A 16,324-nucleotide genomic window follows, 5' to 3' on the forward strand; every position below is an offset into this window, starting at 1 on the left:
GGAGACCCGGTGAACGCGGTGCTGGACGACCTCGCGCGGCACTGGCCGGTGTACGTCTCGATGCCGTTCGTCGCCGCGCTGATCGGCTACGTCACCAAACGCGTCGCGATCGAGATGATGTTCCGTCCGCTCGAATTCGTCGGCATCCGGCCGTTCCTCGGCTGGCAGGGCGTGGTGCCGAAGCACGGCGGCCGGATGGCCGCGATCGCGACCGACCTGCTCACCGCGAACCTGCTCGACATCGAGGAGGTCTTCGCCCGCGTCGACCCGGTGATCATCACCCGCGAACTCGAGCAGCCGCTGCTGCGCGCGGTCGACGGGATCGCCCGCGACGTGCTCGAACAGCATCATCCGCGGCTGTGGGAGGTCATGCCCACGCTCGCCCAGGAACTGCTGATCAAGCAGGTGCAGGCCAGCACGCCGCAGCTGGTGCGGGAGTTCCTCGACGAGGTCCGCGACAACCTGGACGAGGTCCTCGACGTCCGGCACATGACCGTCGAACGGCTCACCCGCGACCGCGCGCTGCTGGTCCGGCTGATCCGCGAGACGTCCCGGCCGGAGATGACGTTCATCGCGCGCGCCGGGATCGTCTTCGGCTTCGTGCTCGGCCTGGTCCAGGCCCTGGTGTGGGCGTTCACCCGGCAGCCGCTGGTGCTGCCGATCTTCGGCGGCGCGATCGGGCTGTTCACCGACTGGCTGGCGATCAAGATGATCTTCCTGCCGCGCGAGCCGGTGCGGCTGGGCCGGGTCATCCTGCAAGGCAAGTTCCAGCGACGGCGCGCCGAGGTCGCCCGGCAGTACGGCGAACTGGTCGCCAACGAGGTGCTGACCGTCCCGAATCTGCTCGACGCCTTGCTGCGCGGCCCGAAGTCGGACCGGCTCGTGGCGATGGTCGAACGCACTGTCGGGCACGCGGTGGACGCGCAGGTCAGCGCCGCGAAACCGGTGGTCGCGCTCGCCGTCGGGGCGCAGCGGCTGCAGGAGATGAAGCATGCCGCGGCGCAGCGGGCGCTGGCCGAGATGCCGTTGACCGCGCGATACGCCGAGGGGTACCTGACCGAGGCGATGGACGTGGCGAAGATGGTGGAGCAGCGGATGCTCGCGCTGACGCCGCTGGAGTTCGAGGGCTTGTTGCGGCCGGCGTTCCGGCAGGACGAGTGGAAGCTGATCGCGGTCGGCGGCGTGATCGGGTTCCTCGTCGGCGAGTTGCAAGTCCTCCTCATGCTCGGCTGACTTTTCGGTGGTTGTTCGCGCCGGGCTCACTCGAACTGGCTAACCTCAGTGACGTGTCCGAGCCACCGCAGCTGCCCGCAGTCCACGAGGCCTACCTGCCCCGCGAGCACGCGCTGCATCGCCCGCGGCACGGCAAACGGCAGCTGACCGCGCTGGTCAGCGCCCTGTTGTTCTTCGTGACGCCGACCCTGCTGTGGGTCGTCGGGGTCCGGCCGAGCGAGATCGAAAACCACAAGCTCGCCGGGTTCCCCAGCCTTGGCGAAGGCTTCAAGTTCTTCACCAACCTCCCCAAATGGGCGACCGACCAGCTGTCGTTCCGGGCCGGCGCGATCAACGCGGCGAACGGGATCAGCGAGGGTGTCTTCGGCGAAGCAGCACCGCTCGACCAGGGTTCCGCGTCGAACTCCGGCCCGATCCCGGCCCCGCCGCTGCAGCAGCCGGGCGCGCCGAACACCGGCCCGTCGACGCCGAGCGGACCGGGTTCCAGCCAGGCCGGATACCGCAAGGTCGTGCAGGGCACCGACGGCTGGCTGTACTACGGCTACGACTCCGAAGCGAAGTGCACGCCGACCCAGGACATCGACACCACGATGAAGCGGATCGACGAACTGCGCGCGGCGGTCGAGGCATCGGGCCGGAAGTTCGTGTTCGTGGTGACGCCGGACAAGACGACGATGGTGCCGCAGTTCCTGCCCGCGAGTTACCCGGGCAAGGAATGTTCGCAGGCCGCCTCGCCGAACGACTGGTACAAGATCACCACCGAAGGCCACTCGCTCGACCTGCGCCCGCAACTGGCCGCCGAAGCGGCCAGGGTCGGCCACCCGATCTACGCCCCCAACGACACCCACTGGCGCGACGAAGGCGGCCTCGTCCTCACGCGCGCACTCGCCGACACGATCAAGCCGGGCGCGACGAACAGCTGGCTGAGCGCCCCGGACGGCCAGTACGACGCGGTCGCGGACCTGCCGCTGCTGCTCGGCCAAACCGGCGTCAAGACGAACACCCGCTACAACCTGCGCCCGGACGGCGTCACCGACCGCGCGGGGGAATTCATCGGCAGCATCGACCAGCCGGTGCACCGCTCGGCCCCGCCGATCGTCGGCACGATCGACCAGCCGACGCTGGTTTACGGGGACTCGTTCAGCCTCGCCTCGTCGCGGTATCTGGAGGCGGCGTTCACGAACCTCACGTATTTGGCGTATTCGACGGACAAGACACCGCAGTCGCAGGCGGTGGACCAGTTCGTGAACTCGCACGTGGTGGTGCTGCAGGCGGTGGAGCGGAATGTGGCTGGCGGGTTGGTGCCGTTTACGGATGAGGGCTTTATCGCGGCGGTGAAGACGGCGTTGGCTCAGCATCCGATCCGGTAGCGGACGGACTGGCTTGGCGGTGTGCCAGGAGTGCGGCTAGGTGCTGGTCGCTCCACTCGCGCATGGCGTCGATGACCGGCAAGAGGCTGCGGCCGAGTGCGGTCAGCTCGTAGGTGACGTGGGGCGGGTTGGCCTGGTGATCGGTGCGGGTGATGAGGCCGTCGCGGGCCATGTCGCGAAGGGTTTCGGTCAGGACTTTGGCGCTGCTGGCGCCCAGGGTTTGCTTCAGGTCGCTGAAGCGGCGTGGGCCGTCCAGCAGTGCGACGACGACCATTCCGGTCCACTTTCCGCCGACGTGGAAGGGGAAGGCGGCCATCGGGCACGCCGGGTCCATCCGAGCGTCGGCAGCCATCTCGCCAGCCTCCGGTTTCGTTGAAGTAACCAGTTTCCCGTGGATACCGTCCAGCTCATGGTGCCCGAACAGCGAAACAGCCCGCTCGTGGTTTTCGGCGCTGGCGGCCGAGCCGGGCTTGCCGTCGTCGCGGGCGATCTGACCGACTCGGACAGCGTCTCGAGCGTGGTGCCAGGCAAGGTCGCGGGACTGGTGAACGCGGTGACACCGTTTACTGCCCCGCCCGAATCGTTCGCCGACTTCGACCCCGATTACTACGTGCGCCTAGTCAGGAACCTCGCTCAGGTCGCGCGCGAATCCAGGGTGATCGAAATCGGACTCGCCGCGACTCTGCGCACCGCCAGCGGCCGAGTGTACGAAGACCCCACAGCCTTTCCCGCTTCCTTGCGTCCCTTCGCCGAAGCACGGATGAACGGCCTGGCCTCCTGGCAGGAAACTACAAAGGTGGATTGGCTAGTCATCACACCGCCGCCCGGGTTGTCGCTCGAAGCACCCGCGACCGGCGAGTACCGCCTTCGCGGAGACGTGCTCGATCCTCAAGCAGCGTCGATCCCGTTGTCCTACGCGGACCTCGCGACCGCTGTCCTCGATCAGGTCGAAAAGCCCACCGTCACTCGCCAGCAGGTGACCGTCTACGGCTAACCGACCGGAACCGGGGCCGCTTCCACTGGGCTAGTCCGCACTCCGCGTCGGCGGTCGCGGACCCACGCGATCACCCGGCACACCAGATAAATCAAGAACGAAATCGAAGTCACGAACGCACTCACCGGCAGCCCCGGGGCGAGCGACAAGACGATTCCGCCCAGTGCGGCGACCTCCGCGAACACCACCGACAGCACCGTGGCGCGCAAGGGGCTGGCCGTCACCCGGGCGGCGGCCGCGGCGGGGGTCACCATCAGGGCGACCACCAGGAGCGACCCGACCACCTGCACGCTCAGCGCCGTCGCGACACCGACCAGCAGGGAAAACAGCACCGTCAGCGTCTTGACCGGGACCCCGCGCGCCTCGGCCACCGAGCGGTCGACGCTGGCGAACAGGAGCGGGCGGTAGATCATCGCCAGCACCGCCAGCACCGCCGCGGCGGAGATCACCAATGCGGTCAGGTTCGTGCTGTCCACGGTGATGATCTGGCCGGTGAGAATGCCGAACTTGTTCGCTGACCGTCCTTTGTAGAACGACAGCAGCAGGACGCCCATGCCCAGACCGAAGGACAGGATCACGCCGATCACCGAATCGCGGTCGGCGTCGCGGATTCCCAGGATTCCCAGCAACAGCGCGGCGGCGACGGCGCCGGCCAGTGCGCCGTATTCCACTCCGACGCCCAGCAACAGGGCACCGGCCGCGCCGGTGAAGGCCAGTTCGGACGTGCCGTGCACCGCGAAGGACATGCGGCGCATCACGATCAGCGGGCCGAGCACTCCGGCCAGCAAGCCGAGCACCGCGGCCGCGATCAGGGCGATGCGGACGCTGTCCAGTTCCGAGATCAGCTCCCACGTCTTGGCGAAGTCGAACATGCCGTCCAAGGCTCAGCCCACTGCTTCCTGCTCGTGGTGATGCGGTTCGTCCTCGCACAGCGCGCTCTGCGCACCGGCGATGTGAATCTGCCCGCCGACGCGCAGCACCTCGATCTTCGTTCCGTACAGATCCGACAGCGTCTCCGAGGTCATCACCTCGTCCGGCTTGCCGATTCGGAACTGGCCGTTCACCAGGTACAGCACGCGGTCGACGAACTGCAGGACCGGGTTGATCTCGTGGGTCACGAACAGCACCGCGGACCCGGCTTCGCGCCGGCGCGCGTCGATCAGTTCGCTGACCGCGCGCTGGTGTGCCAGGTCGAGCGACAACAGCGGTTCGTCGCACAACAGCACCGTCGGGTCGCCGACCAGTGCTTGCGCCACTCGAAGTCGTTGCTGCTCGCCGCCAGACAAGCGGCCGACCGGCTGTTTCGCGTAGCGCGTGCCGCCGACGGATTCGATTACCGACGCCACGCGGCGTTTCCGTGCCCGCATTCCGGCCAGGCCTGGACCCCAGCGGTGCCCATCGAGTCCCAGCCCGACCAGGTCGACGCCGCGCAGCGTGAGCGAATCGTCGATCGCGCGCTGCTGCGGGATGTAGCCGACCTTGCGGTTCGCCCCTCCCGGACGCCCGCCCGCGATTTCCACCGTGCCCGCCGACAGCGACTGCATCCCCAGCAGCGCCTTGAGGAAGCTGCTCTTGCCGGAACCGTTCGGACCGAGGACGGCCAGGAATTCGCCCGGCTCGACATCGAGGTCCAAACCGGACCAGAGGGTGCGGTCGCCGAAGGCGAGCCCGGCCCCGCGCACGCGGACCGCGGGGCCGGCTTCCGGAAGCTGGACGGACATCAGCTGTTCAGAGCCCCCGACAGCGAGTCCACATCCTTGGTCATCCAGTCAATGTAGCCCGTGACGTTCGCCGGGAGCGTCTCGGATACGTCGACCACCGCGACCCCGGACGCCTTCGCGTCGGCGACCGCCTGCTTGGTCAGCGGGGTGACCGTCTGCACGTTGTTGACCAGCGCCTTCACCTGCTTCTCCTTGATCAGCTTGGTGAACTCGGAGACCGCCGCGGCGGGCACGTCGGTCTCGTTCTCGATCGCGTCGGAGAAGGCCTTCGGGGTGGCGTCGGCGATATTCGCGGTCTTGAGCAGGTAGTGCGCGACGGGTTCGGTGACGACAACCTTCGTGTTCGGGTGCGCGGTGCCCAGCGCGGACGCCTTCTTGATCAGGCCGTCGAGCTGGCCCTTGAAGGTCTTGGCGTTCTCGTCGAACTTCTGCTTCGACGCGGGCTGGATCTCGCCGAGCGCGGCCGCGACCTGGTCGGCGACCTTCGCGACGCCCGGCAGGTCGTACCAGACGTGCTCGTTCTCCTCGCCCGGCTTGGCGATGTCGTAGGCGACCAGTTTCTTCGCCGAGGCCGCCTCGCCGGAGAGCTTGGTGAAGAACTCGTCGTACCCGCCGCCGTTCGCCAGCGTCAGCTGCGCCTTCTTGGCGGCGAGCGCGTCGTCGGCGGTCGATTCGTACGAGTGCGGGTCAGCGGATGGATCGTGAATGATCGACGTGACCTGCACTTTGTCGCCTCCGACGGCGGACGCGACGCTGCCCCAGACATCGGTGGAGGCGACGACCTTCACCTGGTCGCCCGTGCCCCCTCCCGCCCCGGAACCGGACGAGGACGACGTGCTGGAGCACGCGCCGAGCGCGAACACAGCCAGAGCCGACGCGGCGGCGAGGACGCTCGTGGTGCGGCGGGAAGTCATCGGGCACTCCTGGGTCGAACTGCTAATGGAAACCGTTGTCAGATTCACTTTACCCCATCCGAACGGCGAGCCTCACTCCACCGGGTGGCCGCACGCGCTCTTGATCACCGAGCGGATCGAGACGCTCACCACAGGGGTGTCGCTTCTGGAAAACGATCTGAACCGTTACGGTTTGCGGATGGGCCGTCCTATTCGCACCCGGAGGCAGGCGACATTGGCGTCGCTCGCGGCGGAACTCGGGGTGTCCAGGACCACCGTGTCCAACGCCTACAACCGCCCGGATCAGCTCTCCCCCGAACTGCGCCGCAGGGTGCTCGAGACCGCGCGGCGGCTCGGCTACCCCGGCCCGGACCCGGTCGCGCGCTCGCTGCGCACCCGCAAGGCGGGCGCGGTCGGGCTGCTGCTGACCGAGAACCTCTCCTACGCCTTCCGCGACCCGGCCGCCGTCGGCGTGCTCGAAGGACTCGCGCTGGCCTGCGAGGACGCGGGCGTCGGCCTGCATCTCGTACCGGCCAGCCCCGGTCGCGAGGACCTCGCCGCGGTGCACCGCGCGGGCGTGGACGGGTTCGTCGTGTACTCCGTGCCGGACGACGATCCGCATCTCGCGGCCGTTCTGGAACGACCCGTGCCGACGGTGATCATCGACCAGCCCCGCATCGAAGGCGTGGACCGCGTCGGCCCGGACGACGCGGCCGCCGTCACCCAGCTCGCCGACCATCTCGTGGCGCTCGGCCACCGGCAGATCGGCGTTCTCTGCATGCGGCTCGGCCGCGAGCGCAACGACGACTTCGTGACTTCCGAACGCCAGAGCGGTGCGCACTTCCACGTGCAGCGCACCCGGCTGGAGGCGCTGGCGACGGCGTTTTCCTCGGCGGGCGTCGACTGGGCGACCGTCCCGGTGGTCGAGCGCTTCGACCACACGGTGGACGACGGCGCCTCTGCCGCACGTCAGCTCCTGGACGCGTATCCGCAGGTCACCGCGCTGGTGTGCACCTCGGACATCCTCGCGCTCGGCGCGCTGGCCGAGGCCGCGCGACGCGGGCTGCGAGTGCCGCTCGACCTCACAGTGACCGGGTTCGACGGCATCGCCGAGGCGGAACGCTCCGGCCTCACGACGGTGCATCAGCCGGTGCTGGAGAAGGGCAAGGTGGCCGGACGGCTGCTGCTCAGCTCCGCCGAGCGGGTCGGGCCGAAGGTGATCACGCTGCCGACCGAACTGCGGGTCGGGAGGACGTCGGCGCCGCCGCGGACGGTCGAGGAGCCCTGGTTCGGCGGCTGAGCGGTTCACCCCAGCCTTTGCCGTGATTTCCGGCCCACCGCATTGTGCACGCGGGTCCGGGCCGGTTCCATGGACGCCAACCGCCCGTGTCCCGCGGGGAAGCGCAGGCCGAAAGGTGCCCCATGACCTCCATCGACGTGCTGCTCAAGCGTAATCAGGAAATCGGGAACATCGTTCCCGGCGACCGGTCCTCCCCCAAGCCGTCGCTGCAGGTGTCGATCCTCACCTGCATGGACGCCCGGATCCGGGTGTTCGAGATCTTCGGCCTGCTGCAGGGTGAGGCGCACGTGCTGCGCAACGCGGGCGGGGTGGTCACCGACGACATGATCCGGTCGCTCGCGCTCAGCCAGCGCAAGCTCGGCACCCGCGAGGTGCTCATCGTCCAGCACACCGACTGCGGCCTCTCCACGGTCACCGAGGACGAGTTCAAGGACGAACTGGAGACCGCGACCGGGCTGCGGCCGACCTGGGCGGTCGAGGCGTTCCGCAAGGTCGAGGACAGCGTGCGCACGTCGATGGAGCGCGCCCGGCGCAGCGACTTCCTCCTGCACAACGACAACGTGCGCGGATTCGTCTACGACGTGAAGGCCGGGAGCCTGACCGAGGTCAAGTAAGGGCCGTCGTATTCAATGGCGGGGTGGCAGTAGACACCGATGTTCTGATCGAGTGGTTCGCCGACGTCGGCCGGGACCTGCCCTGGCGGGAGCCGGACTGCTCGGCGTGGGGCGTGCTGGTCAGCGAAATCATGCTGCAGCAGACGCCGGTCTCGCGCGTCCAGCCGATCTGGCTGGAGTGGATGGCTCGCTGGCCGGTTCCCTCGGCGCTGGCCGCGGAGACCACCGGCGAGGTCGTGCGCGCGTGGGGCAAGCTCGGCTACCCGCGTCGCGCGCTTCGGCTGCACGCCGCCGCCACCGTCATTGCCCAGGAGCACGGCGATGTCGTGCCGTCCGATGTAGACACGCTGCTCGCGTTGCCCGGCATCGGCGCGTACACGGCGCGCGCGGTCGCGGCGTTCGCGTACGGCAAGCGCGCACCCGTGGTCGACACTAACGTCCGACGCGTGGTCGCGCGTGCCGTTCATGGCGCGGGCGACGCGGGCCCGGCGTCGAATACTCGCGACATGGCGGACGTCGAGGCGTTGCTGCCCGTCGAGGACGCTCCTGCGGCGAAGCTGTCCGCGGCGTTGATGGAGCTGGGCGCGCTGATCTGCACCGCCCGGTCGCCGAAGTGCGCGGACTGCCCGATTTACGCCGAATGCAAGTGGCAGCACAACGGCCGTCCCGAATACGCCGGTCCCGCCAAGCCGGTGCAGAAGTTCGCCGGCACCGACCGGCAGGTGCGCGGGCTGCTGCTGGACGTTCTGCGCGGCGCCGAGGGGCCGGTCGAGAAGGCTCGGCTGGACCTCGTGTGGCACGAATCGGGCCAGCGCGACCGGTGCCTGGATTCGCTGCTCGTGGACGGTCTGCTGGAGCAAACCCGCGACGGGCTGTTCGCGCTTCCCGGGGAACACTGACGCACTACGACGAAAGTCGGCAAAAAGTTGTCACCCCCGGGGTGTCGGGTTAGCTTTCCCCCGTCGCACTTCCGGGCTGAGGAGTTCCGCATGGGGGAAGCATCGCGTCGTGCCGTCTTGAAGGGCGGCCTCACTGTCACTGCCGTAGGTGCGTTGGGCTTCGCCACGGCGAAATCCGCGGCGGCGGTCACCGCTCCGGTCATCCATTCGACAGCCGAGTGGAACGCCCGGCCCGCGTCGGGCGCGATCGTGGTGGAGAACCACAAGCCGACGTACATCGTGGTGCACCACACCGTCGATCCAGGCAACAACACCGACTACTCGCTGGCGCACGCGCTGCAGATCTCGCGGGACATCCAGAACTTCCACATGGACACCCGCGGCTGGATCGACACCGGCCAGCAGTTCACGAACAGCCGCGGCGGCTTCGTCACCGAGGGGCGGCACCGCAGCCTCGAAATCCTGCGCGGCGGGACGCAGCACGTGCAGGGCGCGAACGTCGCGAACCACAACAGCGAATGCCTCGGCATCGAGAACGAGGGCCTCTACAGCACGGTCGACGTGCCGGTCGCGCTGTGGGATTCGCTCGTGCAGCTGATCGCCTACATCGCGCACCAATACGGCATCACTCCCGAGTTCATCAAGGGCCACCGCGATTTCAACTCGACCGAGTGCTGCGGCCAGGTGCTCTACGACCGGCTCCCGGAGCTGCGCAAAGCGGTCGGCCAGCAGCTCGGCCTGTCTGTCGCGCGCCTTGACGCACCGGAGTGGCCGCTGCTCAAACCGGGTGACACCGGGCCGCGGGTGATGACCGCGCAACGATTCCTGCGCGCCGCCGGGTTCGCCGTGCCCACCGACGGCGTGTTCGGCAAGGCGACCGCGGCCGCCGTGTCCGCGCTGGCCGCTGAGCACGGGCTTTCCCGCGACAGCTGCACCGCGGCTCGCGCCAGCGACGAGTCCGCCTACCTGGGCTCGGACGTCTGGCCGCTGATCGTGCCGGCAGACCGCTCGACCGCCGCGTGGCGCACCGAGCTGGCCCGCTGACCGGGGACGCCTCACGTGTGCCAGCGAGGGCGGCACGCGTGGGGCGTCACAGGCCGGACAGGAACGCCTCCACCGCGCCGCGATAGGTCTCCGGAGCCTCAGCGTGCGGCAGATGCGCCGAACCGGGCACGACCAGGTGCTTCGCGCCCGGTACTCGCGCCGCCACCTCGGCTTGCTGGCCAAGCGGCATCGCGGTGTGCTCGCCCTCGACCAGCAGCAGCGGGCAGCGGATACCGTCCACAATGGACCAATAGTCCCGGCGGCCCCATTCGGCGGCGATCTCGTACAGGTTCTCCAGGTCGGCGATCAGGTGATACCCGTCGTCGCGTTCCTCGACGCATTCGGTGAAGTAGTCGCCCGCGGCGCCGAAGAACTCGCGCACGTGGGCCAGCGATTCGAACGGCACCGGCCAGCTCTCGAAGTAGCCCCGCCAGGTCTCGACGGTGCGTCCGCGCTGGTCCGGGGCGAAATCCTCGCTGACCACCGCGCGCACCAGCTCCGGGTGCTTCGCCGCGGCGGCCCACGCGTGCAGCCCGCCCATCGAATGCCCGATCAGCACGGACGGACCAACGTCGGCCAGCACGTCCGCGACGTCCTCGGCGAACTGCTCGGTGGTCCACGGACCGGTGTGCGGCGCGCGACCGTGCCCGCGGGCGTCGAGGGCGCGCACGCGGCCGTACCGCTTGAGCCATTGCGCGACCGGCCACCACGTGCGAGCGCGGCCCATCAGCCCGTGCAACAGCAAGATCGACACGCCAGGGCGTTCGTCGCCGCCGAAGTCGATCAGGCCTGGTCGCATTAATCCTCCCGGGTTTTCCCGGCTACCTCATCACAAATCTGCCCCTAGGGTGAAGGAATGCGCAGCCGTCAGCCCGCCGTCCTCGCCCTTATCGGCGTGCTTGCGCTGTCCGCGTGCAGCCCGGCCGAACCCGCCGCTCCGCTGCCGCCGATGCATCCCGCACCCGGCGCGAACAGCGCGGGCGACCCGTATTTCCCCGACGACGGCAACGGCGGGTACGACGCTCTGGACTACCACGTCGACGTCAGCTACGACCCGCCGAGCGGCCGCCTCGACGGCGACACCACGGTCGCCGCGAAAGCCACCCAAGACCTCAGCCGCTTCGACTTCGACCTGCGCGGACTGGACGTCGCCTCGGTGGAGATCGACGGGAAACCGGCGAAGTACAGCCGGGAGAAGAACAAACTGGTCGTGACTCCGGCCGAACCGCTGCGGTCGGGCTCGACGTTCCGGACGCGCGTGCGCTATTCGGGTGTTCCGGCGAAAACCCCGCACGACGGCGGTTCGGAGAACGGCTGGGCCCGCTCCGAGGACGGCGGCGCGTACCTGGTCGGCGAGCCGCATTCGGCATCGTTCTGGTATCCGGTCAACGAGACCCCGCGCGACAAGGCGACCTTCACGCTGACCGCGCACGTGCCCACCGGCTGGACGGTGCTGTCCAACGGCCGGGAAAAGGGCACCAGCGCCAAGGACGGCAAAACCACCACGACGTGGGCCGACCCGAATCCGGTGGCCAGCTACCTGACCACGATCGCGATCGACAAATTCACCGTCCAGCGGTCCACGCTCCCGGACGGCACGCCGATCGTCTCCGGCTACGCCCCCGGCGCCGAAGCCCGCGAAGCCACCGGCGACCGGCTGCCGGAGGTGATCTCGTTCTTGGAGAGCAAGTTCGGCAAGTACCCGCAGAGCGCGGCCGGCGGGATCTACCTCGACGAGGACATCCATTTCTCCCTGGAAACGCAAACCCGTCCCACTTATGCGAAATGGGCGGAAATCCTGACCCTGGTGCACGAGAACGCGCACCAGTGGTTCGGCGATTCGGTGTCGCTCAACTCGTGGGCGGACATCTGCCTGAACGAGTGCTTCGCGTCGTACGCGCAGTGGATGTGGGGCGAACGCGAGGGCCAGAACCTGGACGACCGCTACCGCGCGGCCGTCGAGATCACCAAGGGCAGCACGGATTTCTGGGGACAGAAGCTCGTCGACATGGGGCCGGAGCACCTGTTCGAAGGCGCGTACGACAAGGGCATCCTCGCGGTGCACGCGCTGCGCCGGGAACTGGGCGAGCCGGGATTCGAGAAGGTGCTGCATGAGTGGGTGAGCGAGCACCGCAACAGCAACGCTACGTGGGCGGATTTCGAGAAGCTCGTGTCGAAGGTCGCCGGCCGGGACTTGAGCGGCTTCCTCAACGACTGGTTCCACGGGACGAAACTGCCGTCGGACGCCGATCTCTATCCGGGCGGGTTGCGGCCCTGACTGCCGAGCAACGACCTGGTCAGATTGCTGCGGGAGTCGTTCATTTCGGTTAGAGCCGCGCCCAGTTCGGGGTCGCCGACCCGCACTGGTTCGTCGGGCCGGAGCGCCAGTGCGCGCAGGGATGCCCGGCGGAGCAGTTCTTTCATGAACGACGCCGTGACGCCTTCGGTCGCCTCGACCACTGGCGTCAGGTCGGCCGTCAGCTCCAGGTCACGCGAGTAGAGCCGCAGCAGCGCTTCGCGTCCGGCGGCGTCCGGCAGCGGCACCTCCACTGCCAGGTCGACTCGGCCGGGACGGTCGGCCAGCGCTTTCTCCAGGCTGCTTGCCCGGTTGGTGGTGAGCAGAAAGGTGACATCCGCGTCGCCGCCGACGCCGTCCATCGCGTCGAGGAGGCTGAACAACAGCGGCGTCGGGCCGTGCGCGAGGTTGCGGTCCTCGGCGATCAGGTCGACGTCCTCAAGCACCATGACGCTCGGCTGCAGCCGGCGCGCCAGCGAAGCGGCTTGCGAGATGAACCGCATCGCGGCACCGGTCAGGATCACGACTGTGCAGTCCGGAAGCTGGCCCATCAGGTACCGCACGGTGTGCGTTTTCCCGGTGCCGGGCGGGCCGTGCAGCAGCAGGCCGCGCTTCAGGTGCTGACCCGCCTCGGCCAGCCGCGCGCCGTGTTTCGCGATGCCGAACGTGTGCCGTTCGACCGCTTCGAGGACTCCCGCTGGCAGCACCACGTCTTCTTTGCGCAGCTCCGGCCGCGGCAGGAAGGTGACCAGCTCGTTGTTGCGGTGCTCGCTCAACCCGAACGCGATCACCTGGCCGCGCAGCACATCGTGCTCGGTCATCAGCGCTTCGATGCGGTCCCGGGTTTCGGTGGCCGCCCGCCGGTCCTCGGCGATCACCTCGAGCCGGCAGCTCACCTGGCCGTACTGCGGGGCCGAGCCGCGCACGCCGACCAGCACCGGCGAACCGTCCGGCGCGACCGTGCCGATCAGCCCCAGCTGGACGACGTCCGCCGCCTCGTCCGGGCCGACGGCGACCGTCGCGTAGTCCACCGCGCCCAGCTCGTAATGGCCGTGCTGTTTGGCCGTGACCAGCATGCCGACCAGGTCTTCATGGCCGCGCAGGCCGCCGGCGATGCCGAACCAGTCGGTGCCGATCCCGTGCTCCGCGAGGTACGCGTCGACGCCCGCCTGGATGGTCGCGTGCTCCCAGTCCTCGAAGTTGCGCGTGACCACCAGCGCCTGCGCGAGCGGCACGCCGAGGTGCCCGGTGACGCGGTCGATCAGCTCGTTCGAACCGGCCGAACCGACGGACTCGGCCGCGGCTTTCACGAGGCGCTGCAGGTTGCGGGCCAATTCGGTGCCAAAGACTTCGTCGTCCCCCATGTGAGCAGAGTGGCACGAACCGCGAAACCAGGCCAGGCGTAAGTACCCTGGAGCCATGGCAGTGGTCAAGATCAACGCAATCGAGGTCCCCGAAGGCGCCGGCCCGGAGTTGGAGAAGCGGTTCGCCGCTCGGCTGCACTCCGTCGACAACCAGGAGGGCTTCCTCGGCTTCGAGCTGCTTCGCCCGGTCGCGGGCGAGACGCGCTACTTCGTCTACACGAAGTGGGAAACCGAGGAGCACTACCAGGCCTGGGCGGGCGGTCCGGCGCGCGAGGCGCACGCTGGCGAGCGCAAGAACCCGGTGTCGACCGGTGCGAACCTGCTGGAGTTCGAGGTCGTGCAGGCATCGAAGCCGGGTGAGTGACGAACTCGCCCGCGCCGCCGAGCTGATCTCGGGTGCCGGCGCGCTGCTCGTGTGCGCCGGCGCCGGGATGGGCGTCGACTCCGGTCTGCCCGATTTTCGTGGCGGGGAGGGGTTTTGGCGGGCTTATCCGCCGTACACCGGGCTCGGGCTGCGGTTCGAGGAGCTGGCCGACCCGCAGCATTTCGCCTCGGACCCGGAGCTGGCCTGGGGTTTCTACGGGCACCGGCTCGACCTGTACCGGAGGACGGTGCCGCACCGCGGGTTCGGTCTGCTGCTCGAACGCGGGCTCGCGAAACCTGGCGGCGTGCGGGTCTTCACGTCCAATGTGGACGGACAGTTCCAGGCGGCGGGCTTCCCGCACGTCGCCGAGGCGCACGGGTCGATCCACCATCTGCAGTGCCTGGCCGGGTGTTCGCGGGAGATCTGGTCGGCCGCGGACGTCGCGGTCGATCTGGACGAGGCGACCATGCGCGCCCGGCCGCCGTTGCCGTCGTGTCCGCGTTGCGGCAGCCTCGCCCGGCCCAACATCCTGATGTTCGGGGATTTCGACTGGGTTCCGGACCGCAGTCAGGAACAGCTCGACGAACTGGCGGCGTGGCGGCGCGCGCACCGTGACGCGGTGGTGGTCGAAATCGGTGCCGGGCAAGCGGTTCCGACCGTGCGCCGGTATTCCGAACTCGCCAGCGCGGCCACGGGCGCGCTGATCCGGATCAATCCGCGCGAACCGCAGATCCGCCACGGACGCGGGATTTCGATCCCCGCCGGAGCGCTGGAGACGCTGGTCAAGCTCGTTTGAGCTCCAGCAACGGGAACGGACGACCGTCCGGATCCGTTTCCTGCCTGCCGACTACCTCGAACCCGTGGTGCAGATAGAAACCGACCGCCTGCGGGTTCTGCTCGTTCACGTCCAGCGTGAGGCCCGGGAAACGGTCCAACGCCGCCCGCAGCAATGCCGACCCGACCCCGCGACCGCGGAAATCGTCGTGCACGAACAGCATTTCCAGCTTTCCCTCGGCGATCCCGGAGAAACCGGCCGCGATTCCGTCGACCTCCGCCACGGTCAACTCCACTTCCGGGAAGTAGACCGGGACACGCGTGGCGTAGTACTCGACGTCCGACGGCGCCAGGAAATGGTGCGTTGCCTCGACGGCACTGCGCCAGATCTCCAGCAGCCGCGGGTATTCGGCTTCCCCGCTGCTCGGCCGCAAGGTCGTCATGGCAGTTGCACCTCCGCGTAAACCGCCCGGTGATCGCTTCCGGGCACATCGAACACTTGGTAATCCCGGATCGCGACCCGGCGGTCCACCAGCACGTGATCCAGCGGCACGAGCGGGACCGCCGACGTCGACCAGGTCGGGATCAGGCCGTCGCCGCGCGCCTCCGCCGCGTCGACGTACCCGCGGGACAGCACCGTCCGCAGCGCGGCGTGGTCGAGGGTGGCGTTGAAATCGCCTGCCACGACACGCAGGCCGTGCTCGCCGATGGCGCGCGACAGGTCCCGCATCTGCTGCTCCCACTGGTAATACCCGGAATCCGGCGAACGCGGATGCGCCGCCACGATCTCCAACGTCGTTCCGCCGCCGAGATCCGCCGCCGCGCCGGGCTGATTCTGAACCGAATCACCAGTGTAATCCTGCTCGGCAAGCGGATATCGCGACACGATGCCCGAACCGTCCACACCGGACGCCGGATGGAGCACGCGGTACGGCAGCGTCTGGAAGAGCCCGGCCTTCTCCAGTCCGGACATCGCGGCGGGCGTCATCTCCACCAGGTTCAGCACGTCGACCCGCTGCTCCCGGACCAGCCGCACGAGCGCCGCGGGATCGGCCTGGCCGAGGTAGAGGTTGGCCGCCAGCACGCGCACCGTCTTCCCCTGCGCCGCGGGCTGGTCGTCGGACATCACCCGCGGCGCGACGAACACCGCCAGCAGCGCGGACAACGCGAGCGCGACGCCGCCGACCCACCAGCGCCGCAGCACCAGCGCGAGCGCGGCGAGCAGCACGCCGTAGATGACGACGTACGGGGTCAGCGCCAGCAGCGCGGTCAGGTACCAGCTGCTGCCGTCCCAGCCGATCGTGCGCAGCAAGGCCACTGTGAACAGCGGCAGTCCGACCAGCACGAGCAGGCCCGTGACCAGCCGGGTTCGCGTCCGCGCCTCCATCACCATGATCCAGAGTATGCCGGGCAGGCGCTGACAGGTCCGTGTCAGCGCCGTGTGCGCGGCTTGCCAGC

18 protein-coding genes are annotated in these 16,324 nt (G+C 68.8%); 10 read left to right on the plus strand and 8 right to left on the minus strand.

What is annotated here, in order from left to right; genetic code table 11:
• The first annotated feature begins 9 nt into the window (after nucleotides 1-9).
• Together WA670_RS00850 and WA670_RS00855 are read left to right on the plus strand one after the other, a co-directional pair.
• A complete protein-coding gene (locus WA670_RS00850; protein ID WP_336156684.1) occupies nucleotides 10-1,233 on the plus strand; it encodes a DUF445 domain-containing protein in 1,224 nt (407 codons plus the stop codon).
• A 53-nt stretch (nucleotides 1,234-1,286) separates the two neighbouring features.
• Nucleotides 1,287-2,603 carry an alginate O-acetyltransferase AlgX-related protein gene (locus tag WA670_RS00855; protein WP_037808193.1) on the plus strand — a complete coding sequence of 439 codons (1,317 nt, stop codon included), beginning with the start codon at nucleotides 1,287-1,289 and terminating at the stop codon, nucleotides 2,601-2,603.
• On the opposite strand, the gene WA670_RS00860 is transcribed toward WA670_RS00855, so the two are convergent.
• A complete protein-coding gene (locus tag WA670_RS00860; protein ID WP_134728458.1) occupies nucleotides 2,557-2,955 on the minus strand; it encodes a winged helix-turn-helix transcriptional regulator in 399 nt (132 codons plus the stop codon). The genes WA670_RS00855 and WA670_RS00860 overlap by 47 nt on opposite strands.
• A 57-nt stretch (nucleotides 2,956-3,012) precedes the next feature.
• Here WA670_RS00860 and WA670_RS00865 point away from each other — a divergent pair, with 57 nt between their 5' ends.
• A complete protein-coding gene (locus WA670_RS00865; RefSeq protein WP_134661971.1) occupies nucleotides 3,013-3,597 on the plus strand; it encodes an NAD(P)-dependent oxidoreductase in 585 nt (194 codons plus the stop codon).
• Here the strand turns inward: WA670_RS00865 and WA670_RS00870 are convergent.
• The 3 genes from WA670_RS00870 to WA670_RS00880 are packed head-to-tail and all read right to left on the minus strand — an operon-like array spanning nucleotide 3,594 to nucleotide 6,232.
• A complete protein-coding gene (locus tag WA670_RS00870; RefSeq protein ID WP_037808196.1) occupies nucleotides 3,594-4,478 on the minus strand; it encodes a metal ABC transporter permease in 885 nt (294 codons plus the stop codon). The two genes, WA670_RS00865 and WA670_RS00870, sit on opposite strands and share 4 nt — an antisense overlap.
• Before the next feature lie 3 nt (nucleotides 4,479-4,481).
• Nucleotides 4,482-5,318, minus strand: a complete 837-nt coding sequence (locus WA670_RS00875; RefSeq protein ID WP_037808198.1) for a metal ABC transporter ATP-binding protein — start codon at nucleotides 5,316-5,318, stop codon at nucleotides 4,482-4,484.
• Nucleotides 5,318-6,232, minus strand: a complete 915-nt coding sequence (locus tag WA670_RS00880) for a metal ABC transporter solute-binding protein, Zn/Mn family (protein ID WP_238603978.1) — start codon at nucleotides 6,230-6,232, stop codon at nucleotides 5,318-5,320. The genes WA670_RS00875 and WA670_RS00880 overlap by 1 nt, the downstream gene beginning before the upstream one ends.
• A 178-nt stretch (nucleotides 6,233-6,410) precedes the next feature.
• Here WA670_RS00880 and WA670_RS00885 point away from each other — a divergent pair, with 178 nt between their 5' ends.
• The 4 genes from WA670_RS00885 (at nucleotide 6,411) to WA670_RS00900 (ending at nucleotide 10,068) form a co-directional block, all read left to right on the plus strand.
• Nucleotides 6,411-7,511: a LacI family DNA-binding transcriptional regulator gene (locus WA670_RS00885; protein WP_037809317.1), complete on the plus strand. Its 1,101-nt coding sequence runs from the start codon at nucleotides 6,411-6,413 to the stop codon at nucleotides 7,509-7,511.
• A 122-nt stretch (nucleotides 7,512-7,633) separates the two neighbouring features.
• The gene (locus tag WA670_RS00890; protein ID WP_037808204.1) at nucleotides 7,634-8,125 is read left to right on the plus strand and encodes a beta-class carbonic anhydrase; all 492 of its coding nucleotides are present in this window, start codon (nucleotides 7,634-7,636) and stop codon (nucleotides 8,123-8,125) included.
• Nucleotides 8,126-8,148: 23 nt separating this feature from the next.
• Nucleotides 8,149-9,024 carry an A/G-specific adenine glycosylase gene (locus WA670_RS00895; protein WP_336156685.1) on the plus strand — a complete coding sequence of 292 codons (876 nt, stop codon included), beginning with the start codon at nucleotides 8,149-8,151 and terminating at the stop codon, nucleotides 9,022-9,024.
• Between the two features lie 90 nt (nucleotides 9,025-9,114).
• Nucleotides 9,115-10,068, plus strand: a complete 954-nt coding sequence (locus WA670_RS00900; RefSeq protein ID WP_336156686.1) for a peptidoglycan recognition protein family protein — start codon at nucleotides 9,115-9,117, stop codon at nucleotides 10,066-10,068.
• A 46-nt stretch (nucleotides 10,069-10,114) separates the two neighbouring features.
• Here WA670_RS00900 and WA670_RS00905 read toward each other — a convergent pair whose 3' ends face one another.
• Nucleotides 10,115-10,867 carry an alpha/beta fold hydrolase gene (locus tag WA670_RS00905; RefSeq protein ID WP_199817286.1) on the minus strand — a complete coding sequence of 251 codons (753 nt, stop codon included), beginning with the start codon at nucleotides 10,865-10,867 and terminating at the stop codon, nucleotides 10,115-10,117.
• A gap of 57 nt (nucleotides 10,868-10,924) precedes the next feature.
• Here WA670_RS00905 and WA670_RS00910 point away from each other — a divergent pair, with 57 nt between their 5' ends.
• On the plus strand, nucleotides 10,925-12,346 hold the full coding sequence (locus WA670_RS00910; protein ID WP_336156687.1) for a M1 family metallopeptidase: 1,422 nt from the start codon (nucleotides 10,925-10,927) through the stop codon (nucleotides 12,344-12,346).
• Here WA670_RS00910 and WA670_RS00915 read toward each other — a convergent pair.
• On the minus strand, nucleotides 12,322-13,728 hold the full coding sequence (locus tag WA670_RS00915; RefSeq protein WP_336156689.1) for an AAA family ATPase: 1,407 nt from the start codon (nucleotides 13,726-13,728) through the stop codon (nucleotides 12,322-12,324). The genes WA670_RS00910 and WA670_RS00915 overlap by 25 nt on opposite strands.
• A 55-nt stretch (nucleotides 13,729-13,783) precedes the next feature.
• Here WA670_RS00915 and WA670_RS00920 point away from each other — a divergent pair, with 55 nt between their 5' ends.
• Nucleotides 13,784-14,092: an antibiotic biosynthesis monooxygenase family protein gene (locus WA670_RS00920; protein WP_037808215.1), complete on the plus strand. Its 309-nt coding sequence runs from the start codon at nucleotides 13,784-13,786 to the stop codon at nucleotides 14,090-14,092.
• Nucleotides 14,085-14,888, plus strand: a complete 804-nt coding sequence (locus WA670_RS00925; RefSeq protein ID WP_336156690.1) for an SIR2 family NAD-dependent protein deacylase — start codon at nucleotides 14,085-14,087, stop codon at nucleotides 14,886-14,888. Before WA670_RS00920 ends, WA670_RS00925 begins: the two co-directional genes overlap by 8 nt.
• Here the strand turns inward: WA670_RS00925 and WA670_RS00930 are convergent.
• Both WA670_RS00930 and WA670_RS00935 read right to left on the minus strand, forming a co-directional pair.
• Entirely contained in the window at nucleotides 14,875-15,309 is a 435-nt protein-coding gene (locus WA670_RS00930; RefSeq protein ID WP_037808217.1) for an acetyltransferase, read from the minus strand. The genes WA670_RS00925 and WA670_RS00930 overlap by 14 nt on opposite strands.
• Nucleotides 15,306-16,259 (minus strand): endonuclease/exonuclease/phosphatase family protein, encoded by a 954-nt coding sequence (locus tag WA670_RS00935; protein ID WP_275293875.1) that lies wholly within the window; start codon nucleotides 16,257-16,259, stop codon nucleotides 15,306-15,308. The genes WA670_RS00930 and WA670_RS00935 overlap by 4 nt, the downstream gene beginning before the upstream one ends.
• Between the last annotated feature and the right edge of the window lie 65 nt (nucleotides 16,260-16,324).

This window comes from Amycolatopsis sp. VC5-11 (assembly GCF_037034185.1).
Lineage (GTDB): Bacteria > Actinomycetota > Actinomycetes > Mycobacteriales > Pseudonocardiaceae > Amycolatopsis > Amycolatopsis nivea.